The sequence below is a fragment of the Micromonospora sp. NPDC057141 genome (assembly GCF_042670805.1).
Classification (GTDB): Bacteria; Actinomycetota; Actinomycetes; order Mycobacteriales; family Micromonosporaceae; genus Micromonospora.
Genome location: NZ_JBHUVA010000002.1, coordinates 241,725 through 258,256 on the forward strand (window position 1 = coordinate 241,725; position 16,532 = coordinate 258,256).

General features: G+C 70.2%; 10 protein-coding genes. All 10 read left to right on the forward strand.

The window, feature by feature from the left end; genetic code table 11:
- Positions 1–29: 29 nt before the first annotated feature.
- The 10 genes from ACFT41_RS03060 to ACFT41_RS03105 all read left to right on the forward strand — a co-directional run bounded on the left by ACFT41_RS03060 (position 30) and on the right by ACFT41_RS03105 (position 16,502).
- Positions 30–2,471 (forward strand): CRISPR-associated endonuclease Cas3'', encoded by a 2,442-nt coding sequence (locus ACFT41_RS03060; RefSeq protein ID WP_377583680.1) that lies wholly within the window; start codon positions 30–32, stop codon positions 2,469–2,471.
- Positions 2,468–4,603 carry a type I-U CRISPR-associated protein Csx17 gene (gene csx17 / locus ACFT41_RS03065; protein ID WP_377583683.1) on the forward strand — a complete coding sequence of 712 codons (2,136 nt, stop codon included), beginning with the start codon at positions 2,468–2,470 and terminating at the stop codon, positions 4,601–4,603. Before ACFT41_RS03060 ends, csx17 begins: the two co-directional genes overlap by 4 nt.
- On the forward strand, positions 4,600–5,520 hold the full coding sequence (cas7u, locus tag ACFT41_RS03070) for a type I-U CRISPR-associated RAMP protein Csb1/Cas7u (RefSeq protein ID WP_377583685.1): 921 nt from the start codon (positions 4,600–4,602) through the stop codon (positions 5,518–5,520). The genes csx17 and cas7u overlap by 4 nt, the downstream gene beginning before the upstream one ends.
- Complete coding sequence (gene csb2, locus ACFT41_RS03075) at positions 5,517–6,929, forward strand: type I-U CRISPR-associated protein Csb2 (RefSeq protein ID WP_377583688.1); 1,413 nt, start codon at positions 5,517–5,519, stop codon at positions 6,927–6,929. Before cas7u ends, csb2 begins: the two co-directional genes overlap by 4 nt.
- 291 nt (positions 6,930–7,220) lie before the next feature.
- Entirely contained in the window at positions 7,221–8,636 is a 1,416-nt protein-coding gene (locus ACFT41_RS03080; protein ID WP_377583691.1) for a helix-turn-helix transcriptional regulator, read from the forward strand.
- A complete protein-coding gene (locus tag ACFT41_RS03085; protein WP_377583694.1) occupies positions 8,633–9,523 on the forward strand; it encodes a ribokinase in 891 nt (296 codons plus the stop codon). Before ACFT41_RS03080 ends, ACFT41_RS03085 begins: the two co-directional genes overlap by 4 nt.
- A 1,192-nt stretch (positions 9,524–10,715) precedes the next feature.
- Entirely contained in the window at positions 10,716–11,894 is a 1,179-nt protein-coding gene (gene fxlM, locus ACFT41_RS03090; protein WP_377583697.1) for a methyltransferase, FxLD system, read from the forward strand.
- Positions 11,895–11,964: 70 nt separating this feature from the next.
- Positions 11,965–12,159: an FxLD family lanthipeptide gene (locus tag ACFT41_RS03095; RefSeq protein WP_189041652.1), complete on the forward strand. Its 195-nt coding sequence runs from the start codon at positions 11,965–11,967 to the stop codon at positions 12,157–12,159.
- Positions 12,160–12,234: 75 nt separating this feature from the next.
- Positions 12,235–15,276, forward strand: coding sequence for a lantibiotic dehydratase (locus ACFT41_RS03100; RefSeq protein ID WP_377583700.1), 3,042 nt, complete (start codon positions 12,235–12,237; stop codon positions 15,274–15,276).
- Complete coding sequence (locus tag ACFT41_RS03105) at positions 15,273–16,502, forward strand: lanthionine synthetase C family protein (protein ID WP_377583703.1); 1,230 nt, start codon at positions 15,273–15,275, stop codon at positions 16,500–16,502. The genes ACFT41_RS03100 and ACFT41_RS03105 overlap by 4 nt, the downstream gene beginning before the upstream one ends.
- Positions 16,503–16,532: the final 30 nt, after the last annotated feature.

Here is a 16,532-nt window from a genome sequence, read left to right on the forward strand (position 1 = left end):
GGCTGCTTTCCTGATCTTCCGCTGGTCTGGTGTCGGTGGTCGCTTCCGGGTTGTTCGAGGAGGGGTGTGTGGCGTCCTTTGATGCGTTCTTCAGGGCGGCGACCGGCGAGTCCCCGTATGGGTATCAGGCGCGGTTGGCGCGGGATGGTCTGCCAGCTGTGGTGCGGGTGCCGACGGGCGCGGGGAAGACGGGCATCATCCTGGCGTGGTTGTGGCGGCGGTTGGAGGGGCCCGACCAGGCTGGGACACCTCGGCGGTTGATCTTTGCTTTGCCTCAGCGGTCTCTGGTGGAGCAGGTGGCTCGAGAGGCGGTGCGATGGTTGGAGAACCTCGGGTTGTCCGATGAGGTCGCGGTGCATGTGGTGATGGGTGGGTCGGGGGATTCTCAGCGGCGTTGGCGGTTGGACATGCACCGGCCGGCGATTGTCATCGGCACGGTGGACTCTTTGGTCAGTAAGGCGTTGAACAGGGGTTATGGCATCTCGCGGGCGATGTACCCGATCGATTTCGCGTTGGTGGTCAACGGTGCCCAGTGGGTTGTCGATGAGATTCAGTTGTGTCCGGAGTCGACGACGACGCTGCGGCAGTTGGCGGCGTTCACCCGTGGTGGGGGCGGGGCCTCGTGGGTGACGGTCGAGCCGACGGGGTTGACGTGTATGTCGGCGACGGTGTCGGCGAGTTTGCTCGACACGGTGGACAATCCCGCTCCGGCCGAGGCCGATACGGTGCGGATCGAGGCGGAGGACCGAGTCGGGAAGTTGGCTGTGCGGCTGGGTGCGCGGCGCAGGGTCGGGAGGCTCGCGGTCGAGCCTGGCGACTACCGGGCGGTGGCGTCGGAGGTGCTGCGGCGTCATCGGCCGGGCACTCTCACCCTCGCCGTGGTGAACACGGTGGCTGCGGCCCGTGGCGTCTATGCCGCTCTACGGGCGACGTCGGTGCCGCACACGCTGCTCCATTCCCGTTTCCGGGGTGTCGAGCGGGAGGGTCTGGCGCTGCGGGTCGCCGCCGATCCCACGGGTGCTGGTCATATCGTCGTCGCGACGCAGGTCGTCGAAGCTGGTCTTGATCTTGATGCGGCGGTGTTGTTCACCGAGGCCGCGCCGTGGCCGTCGGTCGTGCAACGCGCTGGTCGGTGCAACCGTCGGGGTCTGCTCGATGATGCTGAGCTGTGGTGGTTGCCGCCGGTGCGGCATCTGCCGTATGAGGAGGCGGACGTTCGGGCGGCGGTGGCGGAGTTGACGGCTCTGGAGGGTGTGGCGGTGACGGGCGAGGACCTGCTCGACCGGGATGTGCCCACTACCGAGCCGGAGGTCACTGTCCTGCGCAGGGCGGACCTGATCGCCCTGTTCGACACCGCACCGGACCTTACTGGTGCTGATCTGGACGTGGGGCCGTACGTGCGGGACGCCGACGACCTCGACGTCCAGGTTGCCTGGGCGGATTGGACGCCGGTCGATGCCACGGGGCGGCCGGCGCCGCAGGCGAAGGCGCCGGAGGCGAGGTGGCGTTGCCGGGTGCCGCTGGGTGAGCTGCGTGCCTTGGCGAAACGGACCGCGGTGTGGCGGTTCACGCAGGCGGTGGGCCAGTGGACCCGGGTCAGTGATCGGCAACCCGCCCGGCCGGGGGAGGTGTTGGTCGTCGCGGCCGGCGCGGGTGGCTACGACCCCGAGTCGGGGTTCGACCCGTCGGCACGCAAGCCGGTGCCGGGCTGTCCGTCGCTGGACCCCACACCGGAAGTGGCCTCGGTGCTTGAGCAGGCCAGCGGCGCGGAGGAGGCGTTCCGGCAGGACGACGCGAGCGTCGCCCAAGGCAGGTGGTTGAGCCTGGAGCGGCACAGTGTCGACGTGCGGGACCATGTCGAGGCGCTCATCGCGGCGATCGGGCCGGTCCTGCCGGGGCCGGTCCTGCGCGCGGTCGCGGTCGCCGCTTACGCCCACGACGTGGGTAAGGCGCATCCGACGTGGCAGGATGCCCTCTGCGCGCTGGCTGGACCCGCCGATCGTGAGTGGGTGGATGCGGGCCGTCCGTGGGCGAAGTCCGGGGTCGACGGCCGGCTGGTGTATCCGGACGCGACGACCAACTTTCGGCACGAACTGGTGTCGCTGTTGCTGCTCGACGATCCGCTGCGGGGTTTGCTCGCCGGTGTTGAGGACCCGGACCTGGTGCGTTACCTGGTTCTCGCCCATCATGGGAAGCTGCGCATCCAGGTACGTGGACCCGACGATACCGACGACGACCGTCTTCTCGGTCTGAAGCACCACGAGGTCGTGCTGACCTCGGAGTTGCTGGGGCAGCCGGCGGGTACTCTCACCGTCGACCTGGACCAGTTCGGGCTCGGCGGCGCCCGTTCGTGGACCCGTACCGCTCTCGGTCTGCGCGACCGGTACGGGCCGTTCGTGCTGGCGTATCTGGAGACGTTGGTCAGGATCGCCGACTGGCGGGCCAGCGCGGACCTGGAGAAGGCGTCGTGACCCCTCACGTCCTGCCGGGGCTGCGGCCCACCCCGCTGAGCGCGTATCTGGCTGGTCTGGGGTTGTTCCGGGTCCTGGGTGAACAGGCCGACCCGGAGGCGACCGCGCAGTGGACGGCGCAGGGGCTGACGCTGGCCACGACCGTGCCGGACCTGGCCGGCTGGCTGGTGGAGCAGTACGTGCCGACGCCGGTGCTGAGCCCGTGGAACGAGGGCAGCGGTTTCGGGGCCAAGGACAAGACCCCGAGACAGGCCCTCGAAGCCCTGGCCGCCCACCCCTCGCCTCGTCTTGCTCCTTTCCGGGCGGCGTTGGTCACCGCGACCGCGGTGGGGGAGCAGTCCCGGTCGCAGGGCTGGACGAAGGAACGCACGATCCGCCAGCTGCGCAACCGGGCCCCCGACGCGCTGTTGCCCTGGATCGACGCCACGGTCATTTTGGTCGGGAATCAGAGCTACTTCCCGCCGCTGCTCGGCACCGGCGGCAACGACGGTCGCCTGGAGTTCTCCACCACCTTCCACCAACGGCTCCTCGAGGTGTTGCCGGTCAAGGCGGCGCAGGCCACGCGGTCGCTCGCCCACGCCCGGGACCTGCTCGCCGGTGAGCAGAGCACGCCGTTGAGCCGGGCGACCGGCGGTCAGTTCGACCCGCTGTCCACCGGCGGCCCGAACTCCTCCCCGTTCGGTGTCGCCGACGCGGTCGTGAACCCGTGGGCGTTCGTCCTGATGGTCGAGGGGGCCCTGTTCTTCGCCTCCACCGCCGTGCGCCGGCATCAACATCAGGCCGGGCGGGCCGCGATCCCCTTCACCGTCGCCTCCAGCGCCGACGGCACGACCAGCGGGGCTATGGGGGAGGAGTCCCGGGGGGAGATCTGGGCGCCGTTGTGGGAGCGGCCGTTCAGCCTGCCGGAGGTGACGCAGCTGTTCGCCGACGCCCGGGCGGCGTGGCGGGGGCGACCCGCCCGCCGGGCGGTGGAGTTCTACGCCGCCACGAAGAGCCTCGGCGTGGCACGTGGCGTCGCCGCTTTCGCCCGGTACGGGCTCCACCAACGCAACGGACTCTCCTACGTGGCGGTGCCCCTGGATCGGGTCACGGTGCAGGCCCGACCAGAGGTGCGGCTCGTCGCCCGACTCGAAGACTGGGTGTCCTTCGTCCGCCGCGAAGCCCACACCGGCGCGGTGCAGGAGAAGCTGCGCCGCTTCGACACCGCCCACCTCGCCTACGTCCGCGACGGCGGAACAGTGCCGTTGGCCAGGATCCTCGCCGCGGTGACCGACCTCGAACAGGCCGTCGGCCGCAGTGGCCGCACCCGCGACAAGACACCCCCACGGACGCCCCCCTCAGCGGGAGAGTTCCTGGACGTCCTCGCCAGGGCCAGCTGCCCCGAGTTGCGGGTCGCTGTCGGTATCGCCTCCAGCGCCACCCTCGGCGGCAAAGGTGAGGCGCGGAGCATGCGTCACCTTCTCCTGCCGATCGACCCCGACCCCCGCTGGCGTGACGCCCCCCTCGTCGCCGGGTTCGGACAGCGGCCCCTGCGCCACGTCCTCGCCGACGTGCTGTCGTGGCGCTGCCGCACCGCCCCGGACGAGCAGGACACGACCGCATTCCGGGGATCGCCGACCTTCCGACGCGGGATACGGGTCCCCGACCTCGACCTCCACGCCTTCGCCATCGAGGGACGGCTCGACGAGAAAGCCCTGGACCTGTGGCTGCGCGCCTGCCTCGCCCTGCGGTGGGACGGCGTCGAACACCAGTGGACCGACCCCGACGAGCCGGTCACCCCGATCCCCACCCTCGGGCTGCTGCACCCCCTTGCCAACGGCCTCGCACCGGGGCGCACCACCGACCGCGACGTGCCCCGCTGGGCGTTGGGTCCGGACTGGCCGGCCCGACTCGCCGCCGGCCACACCGTCGCCGTCCACGCCGACGCCGCACGCCGCCTACGCCAAGCCGGCTGGCTGGCCGTGCCCGCACCAGCGCAGATCCCGGTGGACGGGCACGCGCTCGCGGCGGCGCTGGTCCCACGGTGCCGCCACCCCCAACGCCAACTCAACCGGCACTTCGGCATTCCCGTCCGTTCCGACGAACCCACCGGAACCATGCACGCCCCCGAACTGATCAAGGAGATGTCGTGACCACCTACCGCACCGTGTTCAAGGCCACGTTGCAGCCGGTCATCGGATCCCGCTTCCAACCGACCGGGTTCCCCGACCTCGGCGCCGCCGAGTTCGAATCCGCACAAGGACGGGCGCTGCTCGTCGAGTCCGCCCAATCGATGGCGAACCGACTGGAGTCGACCACCTGGGACGAGGCCAACGCCGAACAACGCGAAGAACTCGCCGGCCTGCCATACGTGCGGGTCGTCGACGCCGACGGCGCCTTCCTGTCCTCCAGCCGCCTCGAAGCCCACCGCCTCGCCTCCGCCTACGTCATGAACGGGCAGGTCGACGGCGTCAAAGGCGAACAGTGGATGCGTGAGCGCCTCGGACTCGCCGCCGGCCGGCCACTGGACCACCGGGCAGTCGCCCGCGCCTGCTTCGCCATCGACCCGGTAGCCCTGATCCACGGCGTCTTCTTCGCCCGCAAGGGCTGGCCCTGGCAGCCACGAATCGCCCGCGCCGTCACCAGCTTCATCGAAGCCTACGACGTGCGCCCCGCGGTCAGCGGCGGAGTCAAACGCGACGTCGTGATCAACGAGGCGAAGGACGGCGCCACCGCCGACGGATACGGCACCGTCCCCCACCACCGCGTCGAGTACACCGCCAAACAGATCACCGCCTACTTCTCCGTCGACCACGCCCAACTGCGCTCCTACGGACTCTCCGAAACCGCCACCGCACTGCTGCACGCCCTGATCGACTTCGAGATCGGCACCCTCCTCGACAGCGGACTGCGGCTGCGCACCGCCTGCGACCTCGACGTCGTCCACATCGACGGAGAACGTCCCGACACCGCGGACGCCACCCGCCGCATCGCGAAACTCGTCCAGGAATGCGGCGACCAACTCGGCCCGATCACCACCGCCGTCTGGACCGGACGTGGCAAAGGATGACCGTCACCCTCGCCATCCGCTTCCCCCTCGGCCGCTACCACGCCACCCCCTGGGACCGCAGCGTCAACGAAGGAGCAGTGGAATGGCCCCCCTCACCATGGCGGCTCCTCCGCGCGCTCGTCTCGACCTGGTACACCCGCTGGCCTGACCTACCCGCCCCCACCCTCGACGGACTCCTCGCCACCCTCGGGGACCTGCCCGCCTACCGAACCCCACCGTCGCAGCCCGGCCACACCCGGCACTACCTCCCGGACACCGACCACACGACGGGCAGCACCGGGGGCACCGCCCTCACCCTCGACCCCTACCTCGCGATACCCCGCGACCAGGACCTCCTCGTCCAATGGCCGGCGACCCTCACCGACGAACAGCGCAACACCCTCGCGAAACTCGTCGAGCTGATCCCCTACCTCGGCCGCGCCGACTCCGTCTGCGAAGCCCGACTCCTCGACACCGACGAGCAACCAGACGACACCTGGTGGCAACCCGGCACCGGCGGAGCCGACACCGTACGGCTCCTCGCCCCCACCACACCCATCCGCCGCGCCGTCCTCGAAACGACAACCCTCGACGTGCGCAAGGGACGCCGCACCCTGCCCCCCGAAACCCGCTGGATCGACTACACCACCACCCCCACGAAGGCGCCCCCGGCGCGCGCCACCCGGCAAGTCGACAGCGCGATCACCGCGATCCGCTTCGCTGTCACCTCCCGCGTCCCCCTCAAGACCACCCACGGCGTGATCCTCGCCGACGAGATCCACCGGATCGCCGCAAGCAGACTCGACGGCCCACGACCCGCCGTGCTCGGCCAACGAGGCGCGGCAACCAACCACCAACACGCCCACTGGATCCCCATCCCCACCGGGCCTGAGCCCAGCGCCACCGTGACTGGCTTCCTCGTCTGGGTACCCGGCGGACTCACACTCGACGAAGTCAGCCACCTCATCGGCATCCGCCGAGCCTCCGGACGCCGCAGCGGCTACCAGGTCAAGGGATTCCCCGAGGTCGACCTCCTCCTGCAGGCCACCGGCACACCGACGCAGGTAGCACCCGAGCTCTGCGGCCCGGCCAGACGGTGGCGCAGCCTCACCCCCTACCTACCGGTCCGATACCCGAAACGACAAACCCTCGACGAGTACATCACCGCCGACATCCGCACCGAGCTCAACTACCGCAACCTCCCACCAGCGACCGTCACCCGCCTCAGCCCAGACGAAGGCCTCTCCGACCACTGGGCCCGCGCCTTCCGCCGATACCGCCTCCCACCAGAGAGGCTTAACCACGCCCGGCCAGGACTCGGAGTCAGCCTCGAGTTCGACCAAGACCACGAAGGACCACTCGCACTGGGCCAGCTCAGCCACTTCGGATACGGAGTCTTCATACCGCAGCCGCCAGGACCGCCCAGCTAGATCGACACACGCCATAGGAGCGTGCTCTGGCGGCGGTTGCCCTGTCCGACTGGGTTTTGATCATGGTGTGGATCGCCCGCTGCGGGCTGAATTGTCGGGATGGGGTGATGGGTTGCCGTATCGCTGGCCGGGTTTGTTGTAGTCGGTTAGGGTGGCGTCGCTTTCCGTCAATGTGGCTGTGGCGCCCATGTGGCGTTGGGAGGGGCAGGCTTGGTGATCGATCCCCAGCGGGTGGACGGTGCGAGACGGGCGCTGGGCGCGAGACTCGCGGGGTGGCGGAACGCGCGTGGGGTGACCCAGCTGGACTTGGCGCGGCGGGTGCCGGTTTCCCGAACCACGATCGCCGGCGTGGAGACTGGGCGGCAGTGCCCGGACCGGGTCTTCTGGCAGCGTTGTGAGTCGGCCCTGGGAGCTGGCGGGGAGTTGCTGACCGGCTATGACGACTACCGTCGCCTCAAGCAGCAGCTTGATCAGGAAAGAGCCGACGCGGCGCAGCGCGCGCGGTGGGGCGAGGTCGAGGACCGTATGCCTCCACCTGCTCCTCGTGGTGTTCCGGCCATTGAGGCGGAGAGGCCGCTGGGCGGCGTCGGTGCCGTGGACGGGGCAGACGGCCGAGGCGGTCTGACTGCGGCGATGCAGGTCGCTGGCGTCGTGGCGGCTGGTGGTGACGGCGTCGGTGATGAGGATGTCGTTACCCTAGCGGCAGTGTCCGATGGGCGGGTGGTGTCGTTGCGGGTGAGTCGAAGGGCGCTGCTGGAACTCGCCGCCGGGGTGGTGACGCTGCCGGCTGTGACCGCCATGGACGTGCCTCGTTCGTCGGCTGTCGATCCCGCCGTAGTGGACTACTTCGCGCAGCTGCGCGCGTTCCTCGTGCGAGCCGACGACCGGTTCGGCGGCCTTACCGTCCTGTCGACGGTCGAGCAGCAGATCGCGTTGATCGCCGCTCTGCGCAGGCAGGCGCGTGGGGAGCTTCGGGACCGGTTGGTCAGCACGCAGGCGCGGTGGAGCGAGTTCGCGGGCTGGCTCGCCGACGACCTGGGAGATCGGGCGGCCGGCGAGCGGTGGCTGGACCGTGCGGGAAGCCTCGCGCAGGAGGCCGATGACCAGGAGTTCTGGGCCTACGTGCTGGCCCGCAAGGCGCAGCGGATGGTCCCCACCAGTGATGAGGACCGGGTGGCCGCTCTGGCTCGTGCGGCGTTGCGCCTACCTGGCACGCCTACGCTCGTGCGTGCCTTCGCCGCGGTCCAGCAGGCGCATGGCAGCGTTGCTCAGGGAGATGTCAGCGGCTTCCAAGCCGCGATCGAGCGCGCCCACTCACTTGTCGCGGGCGCTTCATCGACCAGTGACGATGACTCTCTCGGATCATTCTGTACCCGTCCCTATCTGGCGGCGCAGGAAGGTGAGGGATGGCTGCGTCTCCGGCAGCCCGACAAGGCCATCGGTAGTTTCACGGCGGCCGTCAACGAGTGGCCCGAGCGTTACCGGCGAGAGCGGGGCGTGTACCTCTCCCGCACCGCGCACGCGTACCTCGCGGCCTCGGAGCCAGGCCACGCTGCCACGGTAGCCGCAGAAGCGCTGTCGGTGGCCACCACCACGGGCTCGGCTCGGGTCCGCCGCGACGTCGCCGCCTTGGCTCGGCAGCTCGAACCCTTCCGCAGCCAGCGGGATGTGGGGCATCTACTTGACCAACTGGCTGCGGTCGGATGAGCGACTCGCCCGGTTCGGCGCAGGTGTGGAGTGTGCCGCGCGTGGCCGTCGTGGGCCGCGCCAATATCGACATCACTGTGCGGATTCCCGGGCCGCCGGTTCCTGGCCGCACGACGTTCGCGTCGTCGCCAGCGACGACCACCGCTGGCGGTAAGAGCCTCAACCAGGCCCTGGCCGCTAGCCGGGCGGGTGCGCACACCAGTCTGATCGGCAATGTCGGCGACGACCACTGGGGTGCCTTCCTGTACCGGACCCTGACCGACGCGGCCGTTGACGTGTCCTGCTTCCACCTCGTGCCGTCGGCGTCGACCGCAATCGCGCTCATCGAGGTCGACCCGGAGGGAGAGAACCGCATCATCCTCGCGCTGGCCCCGGACACCGAGCTCACCGGCGAGCAGGTACGCAGCAGACTCGCAGAGCTGCACGCCTCGGTCGTGGTGACCCAACTCGATCTCCCACCCGACGCCGTCGACGCCGTCTTCCGACACCACCGCGCGCGGACGCTCATCGGCAACCTGGTGCCGCATCCCACGCTTGGGCCGGCTGCGTTGGCCCCACTAGACCTGTTCGTCGCTAACGAGGCCGAGGCGGCGGCGATACTCGGCCGCCACCACGACGACCCAAGGGTCGCCGCACGGGAGCTTCGCGAACTGGGCCCCAGAGCGGCCGTGGTGACCGCCGGCCCGCGCGGCGCCGCCTACAGCGACGCCCACGACACCGCGCTCGTGCCCGCACCAAACATCAACGCGATCAACACCAGCGGTGCAGGCGACACTTTTCTCGGCACGCTAGCGGCACGCCTGGTCCACAATCTCCCCCTCTCCGACGCGGTCACCGACGGGGTGGCCGCAGCGACGACCTTCGTGGGCAGCGGCATGCCGCGGTAGCACCACCCGAAGCGTTCCGAATGGTCAAGGTCAAGGCCGGCAGGAAAGACACAGTCGAGACCACGGTCGTGGCCGCCGAACCCATCCATGTCGACGCGATCGCCGCGCTTCTTCAGGAGTTGAAAACCATCTACGGCGAGACCGAGGTCGAGTCCCGTGACATGCGGATCCGTCAGATCAACGAAGTGCTCTTCGGTGCCCCGCCCCTGGCCCACGCCGTGCTCGTCGGGGACGCGCAGGCACTCGTCGGGCTAGCGACGTACTCCATTGTTGTAGCCAGCCGCCGGCCTGACCCGCTCGCTCTATCTGAAGGAGTTGTACCTGGCAGGGGGGCCTGGGAACGCTGCTCATGGACAGTCTGGTCGGGGTGGCCGTTGCGAACTCCTGCAGCCGGATCGAGTGGACCACCGATCGGGACAAAGCAGGCACAGTGCTTCTTCGACAAGTGTCGTCGGCACGGCGACAAGGTCTTCTACTGGCTCGAGGGCCAACTGTCTCCGGCGATAGATGCACCAACCCCGCCGCCCGGGAACTCGCCAATGTCCTCAGCACCACAGCTTCCACCAGAATCTCACGAGACCTGCCGAAATCCAGCCTGATCGCCACCCGGACCGGCCGTCTCACACCTGTCAGCGGCGGCGGTTGGCCAGTGAGCCCGTCAGGTCGGGTGCCCGAAGCTGCGGGCAGATGCCCGCGCATCAGGATCCCGTCCCGTCGCAGCCCTGCCTAGATGTCCCGTGCGGGGTAGCGGGCGACACCCGCGTCGTTGAGGATCTGCATCACCGTCGGATGCGGCTGCACGTCGTCGACCGTTGCCTGGAGCACGCCGTCTACGTGATGCCCGCCAGCTGCCACCCGGGTCGCCGTGGCGGAGTGGAAGGCGAACATCAGGTGGCTCTGCGTGTGCGATGAGCTCCTGTTTGCTCGTCTGGGGTGGGATCGCCGGGTCGCGCGTCGAAGGTTCGTGTCGAGGGTGTTCGACACGCGTTCGGGCAGCGTCTACTGGTTCCTGGCATCACGGATGTCGGACCGGGATTCGGAGCGGCGGCAGGGTGCCCTGTGGCCGGCGCGACGGCTGCCGGCTCCGCAACCTTTCGCGAAGCTGCCTGCAGGTTGATTTGGCTTCGGCCGGCGACGGCAACCAACCACACAACCAGGATGTGATGATTTGACTACCGCAAGTGGGAGCGTTGTGCGGGATCCCGTGGCGCTGCGGACGGCGATGGTGGCGGAGCTGAGCGAGGACACGATCAGGTCGCAGGCGGTGGCTGCGGCGTTCTCGGTCGTGCCGCGGCACTTGTTCGCCCCAGGTGAGCCGCTGGAGGTCGTGTACGACTCGAACACCCCGCTGGTGACGAAGACCGGTCCGGACGGTACGGCACTCAGTTCGGTGTCGGCGGCGCACATCCAGGCAATCATGTTGGAGCAGGCTGAGATCGAGCCGGGGATGTGGGTTCTGGAGATCGGTTCGGGTGGGTACAACGCGGCGCTGATCGCGGAGCTGGTCGGCCCACAGGGCGCGGTGACGTCCGTGGACATCGATCCGGAGATCGTCGCTCGGGCCCGCGCCTGTCTGCAGGCCGCCGGCTACGAGGACCGGGTGCGGGTCGTGCAGGCCGACGCCGAACACGGTGTGCCGGAGCAGGCGCCGTACGACCGGATCATCGTCACGGTCGGCGCGTGGGACATCCCTCCGGCCTGGATCGCCCAGCTGTCCGAGCATGGCCGGATCGTGGTGCCGTTGCGGTTCGCCGGCCTGTCCCGCTGCGTCGCCTTCGACCTGGCCGGAGGGCGTCTGGTCAGTCACAGCTACTGCCTCGGAGGGTTCGTGCCGATGCAGGGCGAGGGCACGTACTCCGAGACGCTGGTGCCGATCCACGGTGAGGCGACGCTGCGCATCGACGGGCCGGATCCGGGCTTCGACGTGCCGGCGCTGCGTAAGGCGGTGCACGCGCCGAGGATCGAGCGGTGGTCCGGGGCGGCGTTCGACATGCCCGACGAGCTGGAGCTGTTCGTGGTGACCAGCGCACCCCACGTGCCCTTCCTTTACGCGAGCCAGCAGCTGGTGGACCAGGGCGTGTTCACCCCGGCGGTGACCTACGGCACGGCCGCCGTGGTCGAGGGCGGCAGTCTGGCCTACCGCACGAAACGAGAGAACGAGGACCACGGCGGGTGGGAGAGCGGTGTCTACGCCTACGGCCCACAGGCCGAGGCGGTCGCTGACCGGTATGTCGGACTGCTGCGCCGCTGGGCGGCGGACTTCCGCCGTCGAGGAGCCGCCCGGATCGAGTACCTGCCCACCAACGCAGGCGTGCCGGACGGCTGGTACGTGCCGAAGCGCCATGGCGTCGTCGCGGTGTCCTGGCGTTGACAGCTACCGGCGTTCCGGCCGGGACGCCGGGTGGATCACAACCCCCTCGAAGGAGGCTGTCGTGTCGATCATGACCGAGGAGCGGATCGCTCCGTCCGTGTCGCCGGTGGCGGTGGACGGGAAGAAGGACGAGTTCGGGCCGGACGACTGGGAGCTGGACATCAGCTTCGTCGAGTCCGGCGAGGGCGTCGACAAGCTGATCTACATGACGAACGACGGGTGCGGCAAGACCTGCCAGTCCGCCTGCACCAGCTGCCCGAAGTAGGACGAAGATCCGGGGCGCCTGGCCGTGCGGCGAATGCCGCGCGGCCGGGCGCCTCACGTTCGCAGGGGAGGACGTGTGTACCGGCACCTGGACGCGCTGATGGTGCGCGCGACGCCCTGCCCTCCCGACCGGCTGGTCGGCTGGTGGCCGGACCTGACCGGCGTGCAGGACGCAGGGTCGTGGCGGTGGTGGTTGGGGCAGGTGTTCGCGGCACCGCGATTCGCGGCGGCGGTGGAGCTCGCCAGTCCCGTGCTCGCCGACCGTGTCCGCGCGGTCTGCGACGGCCGTGTCGGAGAGGATGAGGCACGGCGGGTGGTGATGTCGGTCCTGCGCTACCTGTTGCGGATGCGTGGCCGGGCGACGCCGTACGGCTTCTTCGCCGGGGTCGCGCCCGCCCGCCTGGCCCCGACCACCGCCGTCTGCTTCGGTGACGGACACTGGGCGGTGCTCCGGGTGCGGGCGGCGTGGCTTTCGGGCCTGGTCGACGGGCTGGAGGCCGATCCGGTGCTTCGGCCGCACCTGATGGTCCGCGCCAACAACCTCCTGACGTGCCGCGACAGGCAGATCGTGTTGGAGCACCGCACCCACCAGAAGCCCGGGGAGCGGCCTACCCAGGTGCACGTGCGCGCCACTGGCCCGGTGCTCACGGCGCTGACGGCGGCGGCGGACCCGATTCGACTGGGGGATCTGGTTGCCGTGCTTGCCGCCGACCACGGCGCCCCCGTCGGGGTGGTGCATGCGCTGCTCGCGCGGATGGTGTCGCAACGGCTCTTGCTGACCGCGCTACGGCCGCCAACCACCTGCACCGACCCGCTGTCCGCCGTCACCGCCGGCCTTCAGCAGGCGGTGGCCGACGCCGACGCCGGCACCCCCGGCGACAGCGCGCTCGCCCGGGCGCGTGCGACGCTCACCGTGCTGCGCGCCCTCTCCGAATGGGCCGTGTCGGACACCGCGACGCCCGGTGCGCGGCTGGCCGAGACGATGACGGGTCTGCACCCCGCCGACGAGCCGCCGGTCGCGATGGACCTGCGGCTGGACGCCGACGTGCGTGTTCCCGAGGTGGTAGCGGTCGAGGCGGCGAGCGCAGCCGGCGCCTTGGTGCGTCTCGCCGCTGCCGGCCGTGGGGGGTGGGCGGCGTGGCACCGCCGTTTCCTCGAGCGTTACGGACCCCATGCGATCGTGCCGGTCCGGGACGCGGTAGACGCCGATCTCGGCCTGGGCTACCCCGCCGGTTACCGCGGCGCTACCCCCGCGCCGCCACCGGCCCTGACCGCGCGGGATCGGAAGCTGATGGCCCTCGCCCAGGACGCGTCGCTACGACGCGAGCATGAAGTCGTGCTCGATGACGCCGCCATCGCCGACCTCACCGGTGGCGCACCCGTCGTATCTGTCCAGCCGAGCACCGAGCTGACCGTCACCGTGCATGCCCGTACCACCCGGGACCTCGACCGGGGCGAGTTTCAGCTGGAGGTCGTCGGCGTGTCCCGCAACGCCGGCACCGTCACCGGCCGGTTTCTCGACCTGCTCGACCCTGCGGACCGGAAGCGAATGACCGGCGAGTACGCGGCGCTACCGCAGGCGACCCGTGGCGCGTTGCGAGTCCAGGTGTCGGCGGCGGCCCTCTACACGGTCACCGAAGACGTGGCCCGCGCCCCCCACGTGATGCCGCACCACGTCTCGCTCGGGGAATACCACGACAACGCGCCCGACCGGATCGCGCTGGACGACATTGCGGTCACCGCTGACGCCGACCGGATCTACCTGGTGTCGGTCTCCCGGCGGCGCGTGGTGGAGCCGATCGTGCTCAACGCGGTCGAACAGGTGCACTACACCCTGCCGATCGTACGGTTCCTCACCGAGGCCCCCACTGCCTTCACGGCACCGTGTGACGGCTTCGACTGGGGCGCTGCGAGCGGTCTGCCGTTCCTGCCCGCCCTGCGCTACCAGCGGACCATCCTGTCACCGGCACGCTGGCTACTACCAGCCAATGCCCTGCCCGCCCCCGCGGCGAGCTGGCGGGAGTGGAGCCGGGCACTGGCATCCTGGCGCGACACCACCGGCTGCCCGCCGGGGGCGTACCTCGGCGACAGTGACCAGCGCATCCGGCTGGATCTCGCCGAGCCGGCGCATCAGGCCCTGCTGCGCGACCACCTGCGCCGTACCCCGACCGCCGTACTGCGCGCCGCGTCCCCGCCTGACACGGCCGGCTGGATGGACGGACGCGCCCACGAGATCGTCGTCCCCCTGGCTGCCACAGTCGATCCGGCGCCACCACCACACGCGCTTGCCACCGCACCCGTGGTCGACGTCCGCGAACACGGGCATCTCCCCGGCGTCGGTGAACACCTCTTCGTCAAGCTGTACGGCCATCCCGACCGACAGACACCGATCCTCACCCGCCACCTCCCGTCCTTGCTCCGCAAGCTCGACCCACAGACACGATGGTGGTTTCTGCGCTACGGCGACCCCGATGCGCACCTACGGCTGCGGCTGACCGGCAACGCGAACCTCACCACACTCGCCGAGTGGACACATGGCCTACGCCGCGTCGGCCTGATCGCCCGCGTACAGATCGACACCGACTACCCGGAGACCGGCCGCTTCGGCGGTCCCACCGCCGACACTGCCGCCGCCGGGGTCTTCGCCGCCGACTCCGCAGCCGCCGTCACCCAGTTGGCTGCCATCGACCGTGGACGGGCATCCGATGTTCGTGCGGTGACCGCAGCGAGCCTGCTGCACCTCACGACCGCCCTGATCGGTAACACCACCGCCGGCATGCGGTGGCTGATCGACCACACCCGCCCGCAGCGATCCGCCCCACCCCGCGACGTGTATCAGCGCACGATCACGCTCGCCAACCCCGACCAGACCGGCCTGGACGTACTCGGTGACGGCACCGAACTGCGGGCTGCCTGGCAGCGGCGCCGCGAGACGTTGACCACCTACCGTTCCACCCTGCACGCCGTCGGGACCGCCGTGGACAGTGTGCTGCCTGACCTGCTGCACCTACACCACACCCGCATGATCGGGCCCGACCCGGACAGCGAACGGGCCTGCCTGCACCTGGCCCGCGCCGCCGCGCTGAGCTGGACCGCCCGCACTCGGAACGAACCATGAGCCCCGCGCACCCGCACGCGCTCGCGGCGTCGACAACCATCGCCGAGGCATTGGCCGATCCACAAGCCATCCCACCCGCATTCGAGGGGCGGGCGAGGCCGCAGTCCCTTGCGGGCGGCGCGGTCGGTATCGCCCTGCTGCACATCGAACGAGCCCGCACCGGCCACGGCGACGACGTTGCCGCCCACACCTGGCTGAAGCTCGTTACATCCCAGCCGGTCAGTACCGGAGGCAACGCCAACCTGTTCCACGGCGCACCAGCGCTCGGTTTCGCCCTACACGCCACCGGCACGACCCGCTATCGGCGTGCGCTGGCCGCACTCGACGACACCGTCCTCGCCCTCACCCGAGCGCGCCTGGCCGCCGCTCATGCCCGCATCGACCGAGGCGATCCGCTGCCTATGCGCGAGTTCGACCTGATCCACGGCCTGACCGGACTCGGCGTCTACCACCTGCACCGCCACCCCGGCCACCCCGTCACCCGCGACGTACTCGCCTACCTGGTCCGCCTCACCCACCCTCTGCCCAGCCAACACGACACCACTGGACTGCCACCGTGGTGGATGCAGGTCGGCCTGTCCGGCGAACCCGACCCCGACCACCCACACGGGCACGGGAACCTGGGAGTCGCCCACGGCATCAGCGCCGTCATCGCGCTACTGGCCCTCGCCGTCCTTCAAGACCTGACCACCACCGGCCTGCGCGACGCTCTCGCCCGCCTCTGCTCCTGGACCGACCAGTGGCGCCAGGACGACAACCCCGGCCCCTGGTGGCCCGGCTACCTCACCATCGACCACGCCGGCCGCCCCGCACCGTCGCACCATCCCCGCCCCTCCTGGTGCTACGGCATCGCCGGCACCGCCCGGGCCCAACAGTTGGCTGGCATCGCTCTCGACGACCCCCGCCGGCAGGCAGTCGCCGAGCGCGGGATCCTGGCCGCGCTGCGCGACCCGAACCGACCCGCCCTCCTCCCCGAGATCGGCCTATGCCATGGCAAAGCCGGCCTGCTCCACGCCGCATTCCGCATGGCGATCGACGCCCGCAGCCCCGCGCTGGCCGCTGAACTACCCAATCTGGCCAGCCACCTCGCCGCCCAGCTACTGGGCGAGCCGATGACCGACCCGGAACTCATGGACGGCGCTACCGGCACCGCACTCGCGCTGCACGCCGTCGGCACCGGAACCGCCCCCATGTCCGGGTGGGACGCGGTCCTCCTGCTCGCCTGACACCATCCGACCCGCACACCGGCCCTCACC

Coding starts and splice junctions, on each gene's coding strand:
- csb2 (WP_377583688.1), top strand. CDS start 5,517: ATGACCGTCACCCTCGCCATCCGCTTCCCCCTCGGCCGCTACCACGCC.
- ACFT41_RS03105 (WP_377583703.1), top strand. CDS start 15,273: ATGAGCCCCGCGCACCCGCACGCGCTCGCGGCGTCGACAACCATCGCC.
- ACFT41_RS03095 (WP_189041652.1), top strand. CDS start 11,965: ATGACCGAGGAGCGGATCGCTCCGTCCGTGTCGCCGGTGGCGGTGGAC.
- ACFT41_RS03085 (WP_377583694.1), top strand. CDS start 8,633: ATGAGCGACTCGCCCGGTTCGGCGCAGGTGTGGAGTGTGCCGCGCGTG.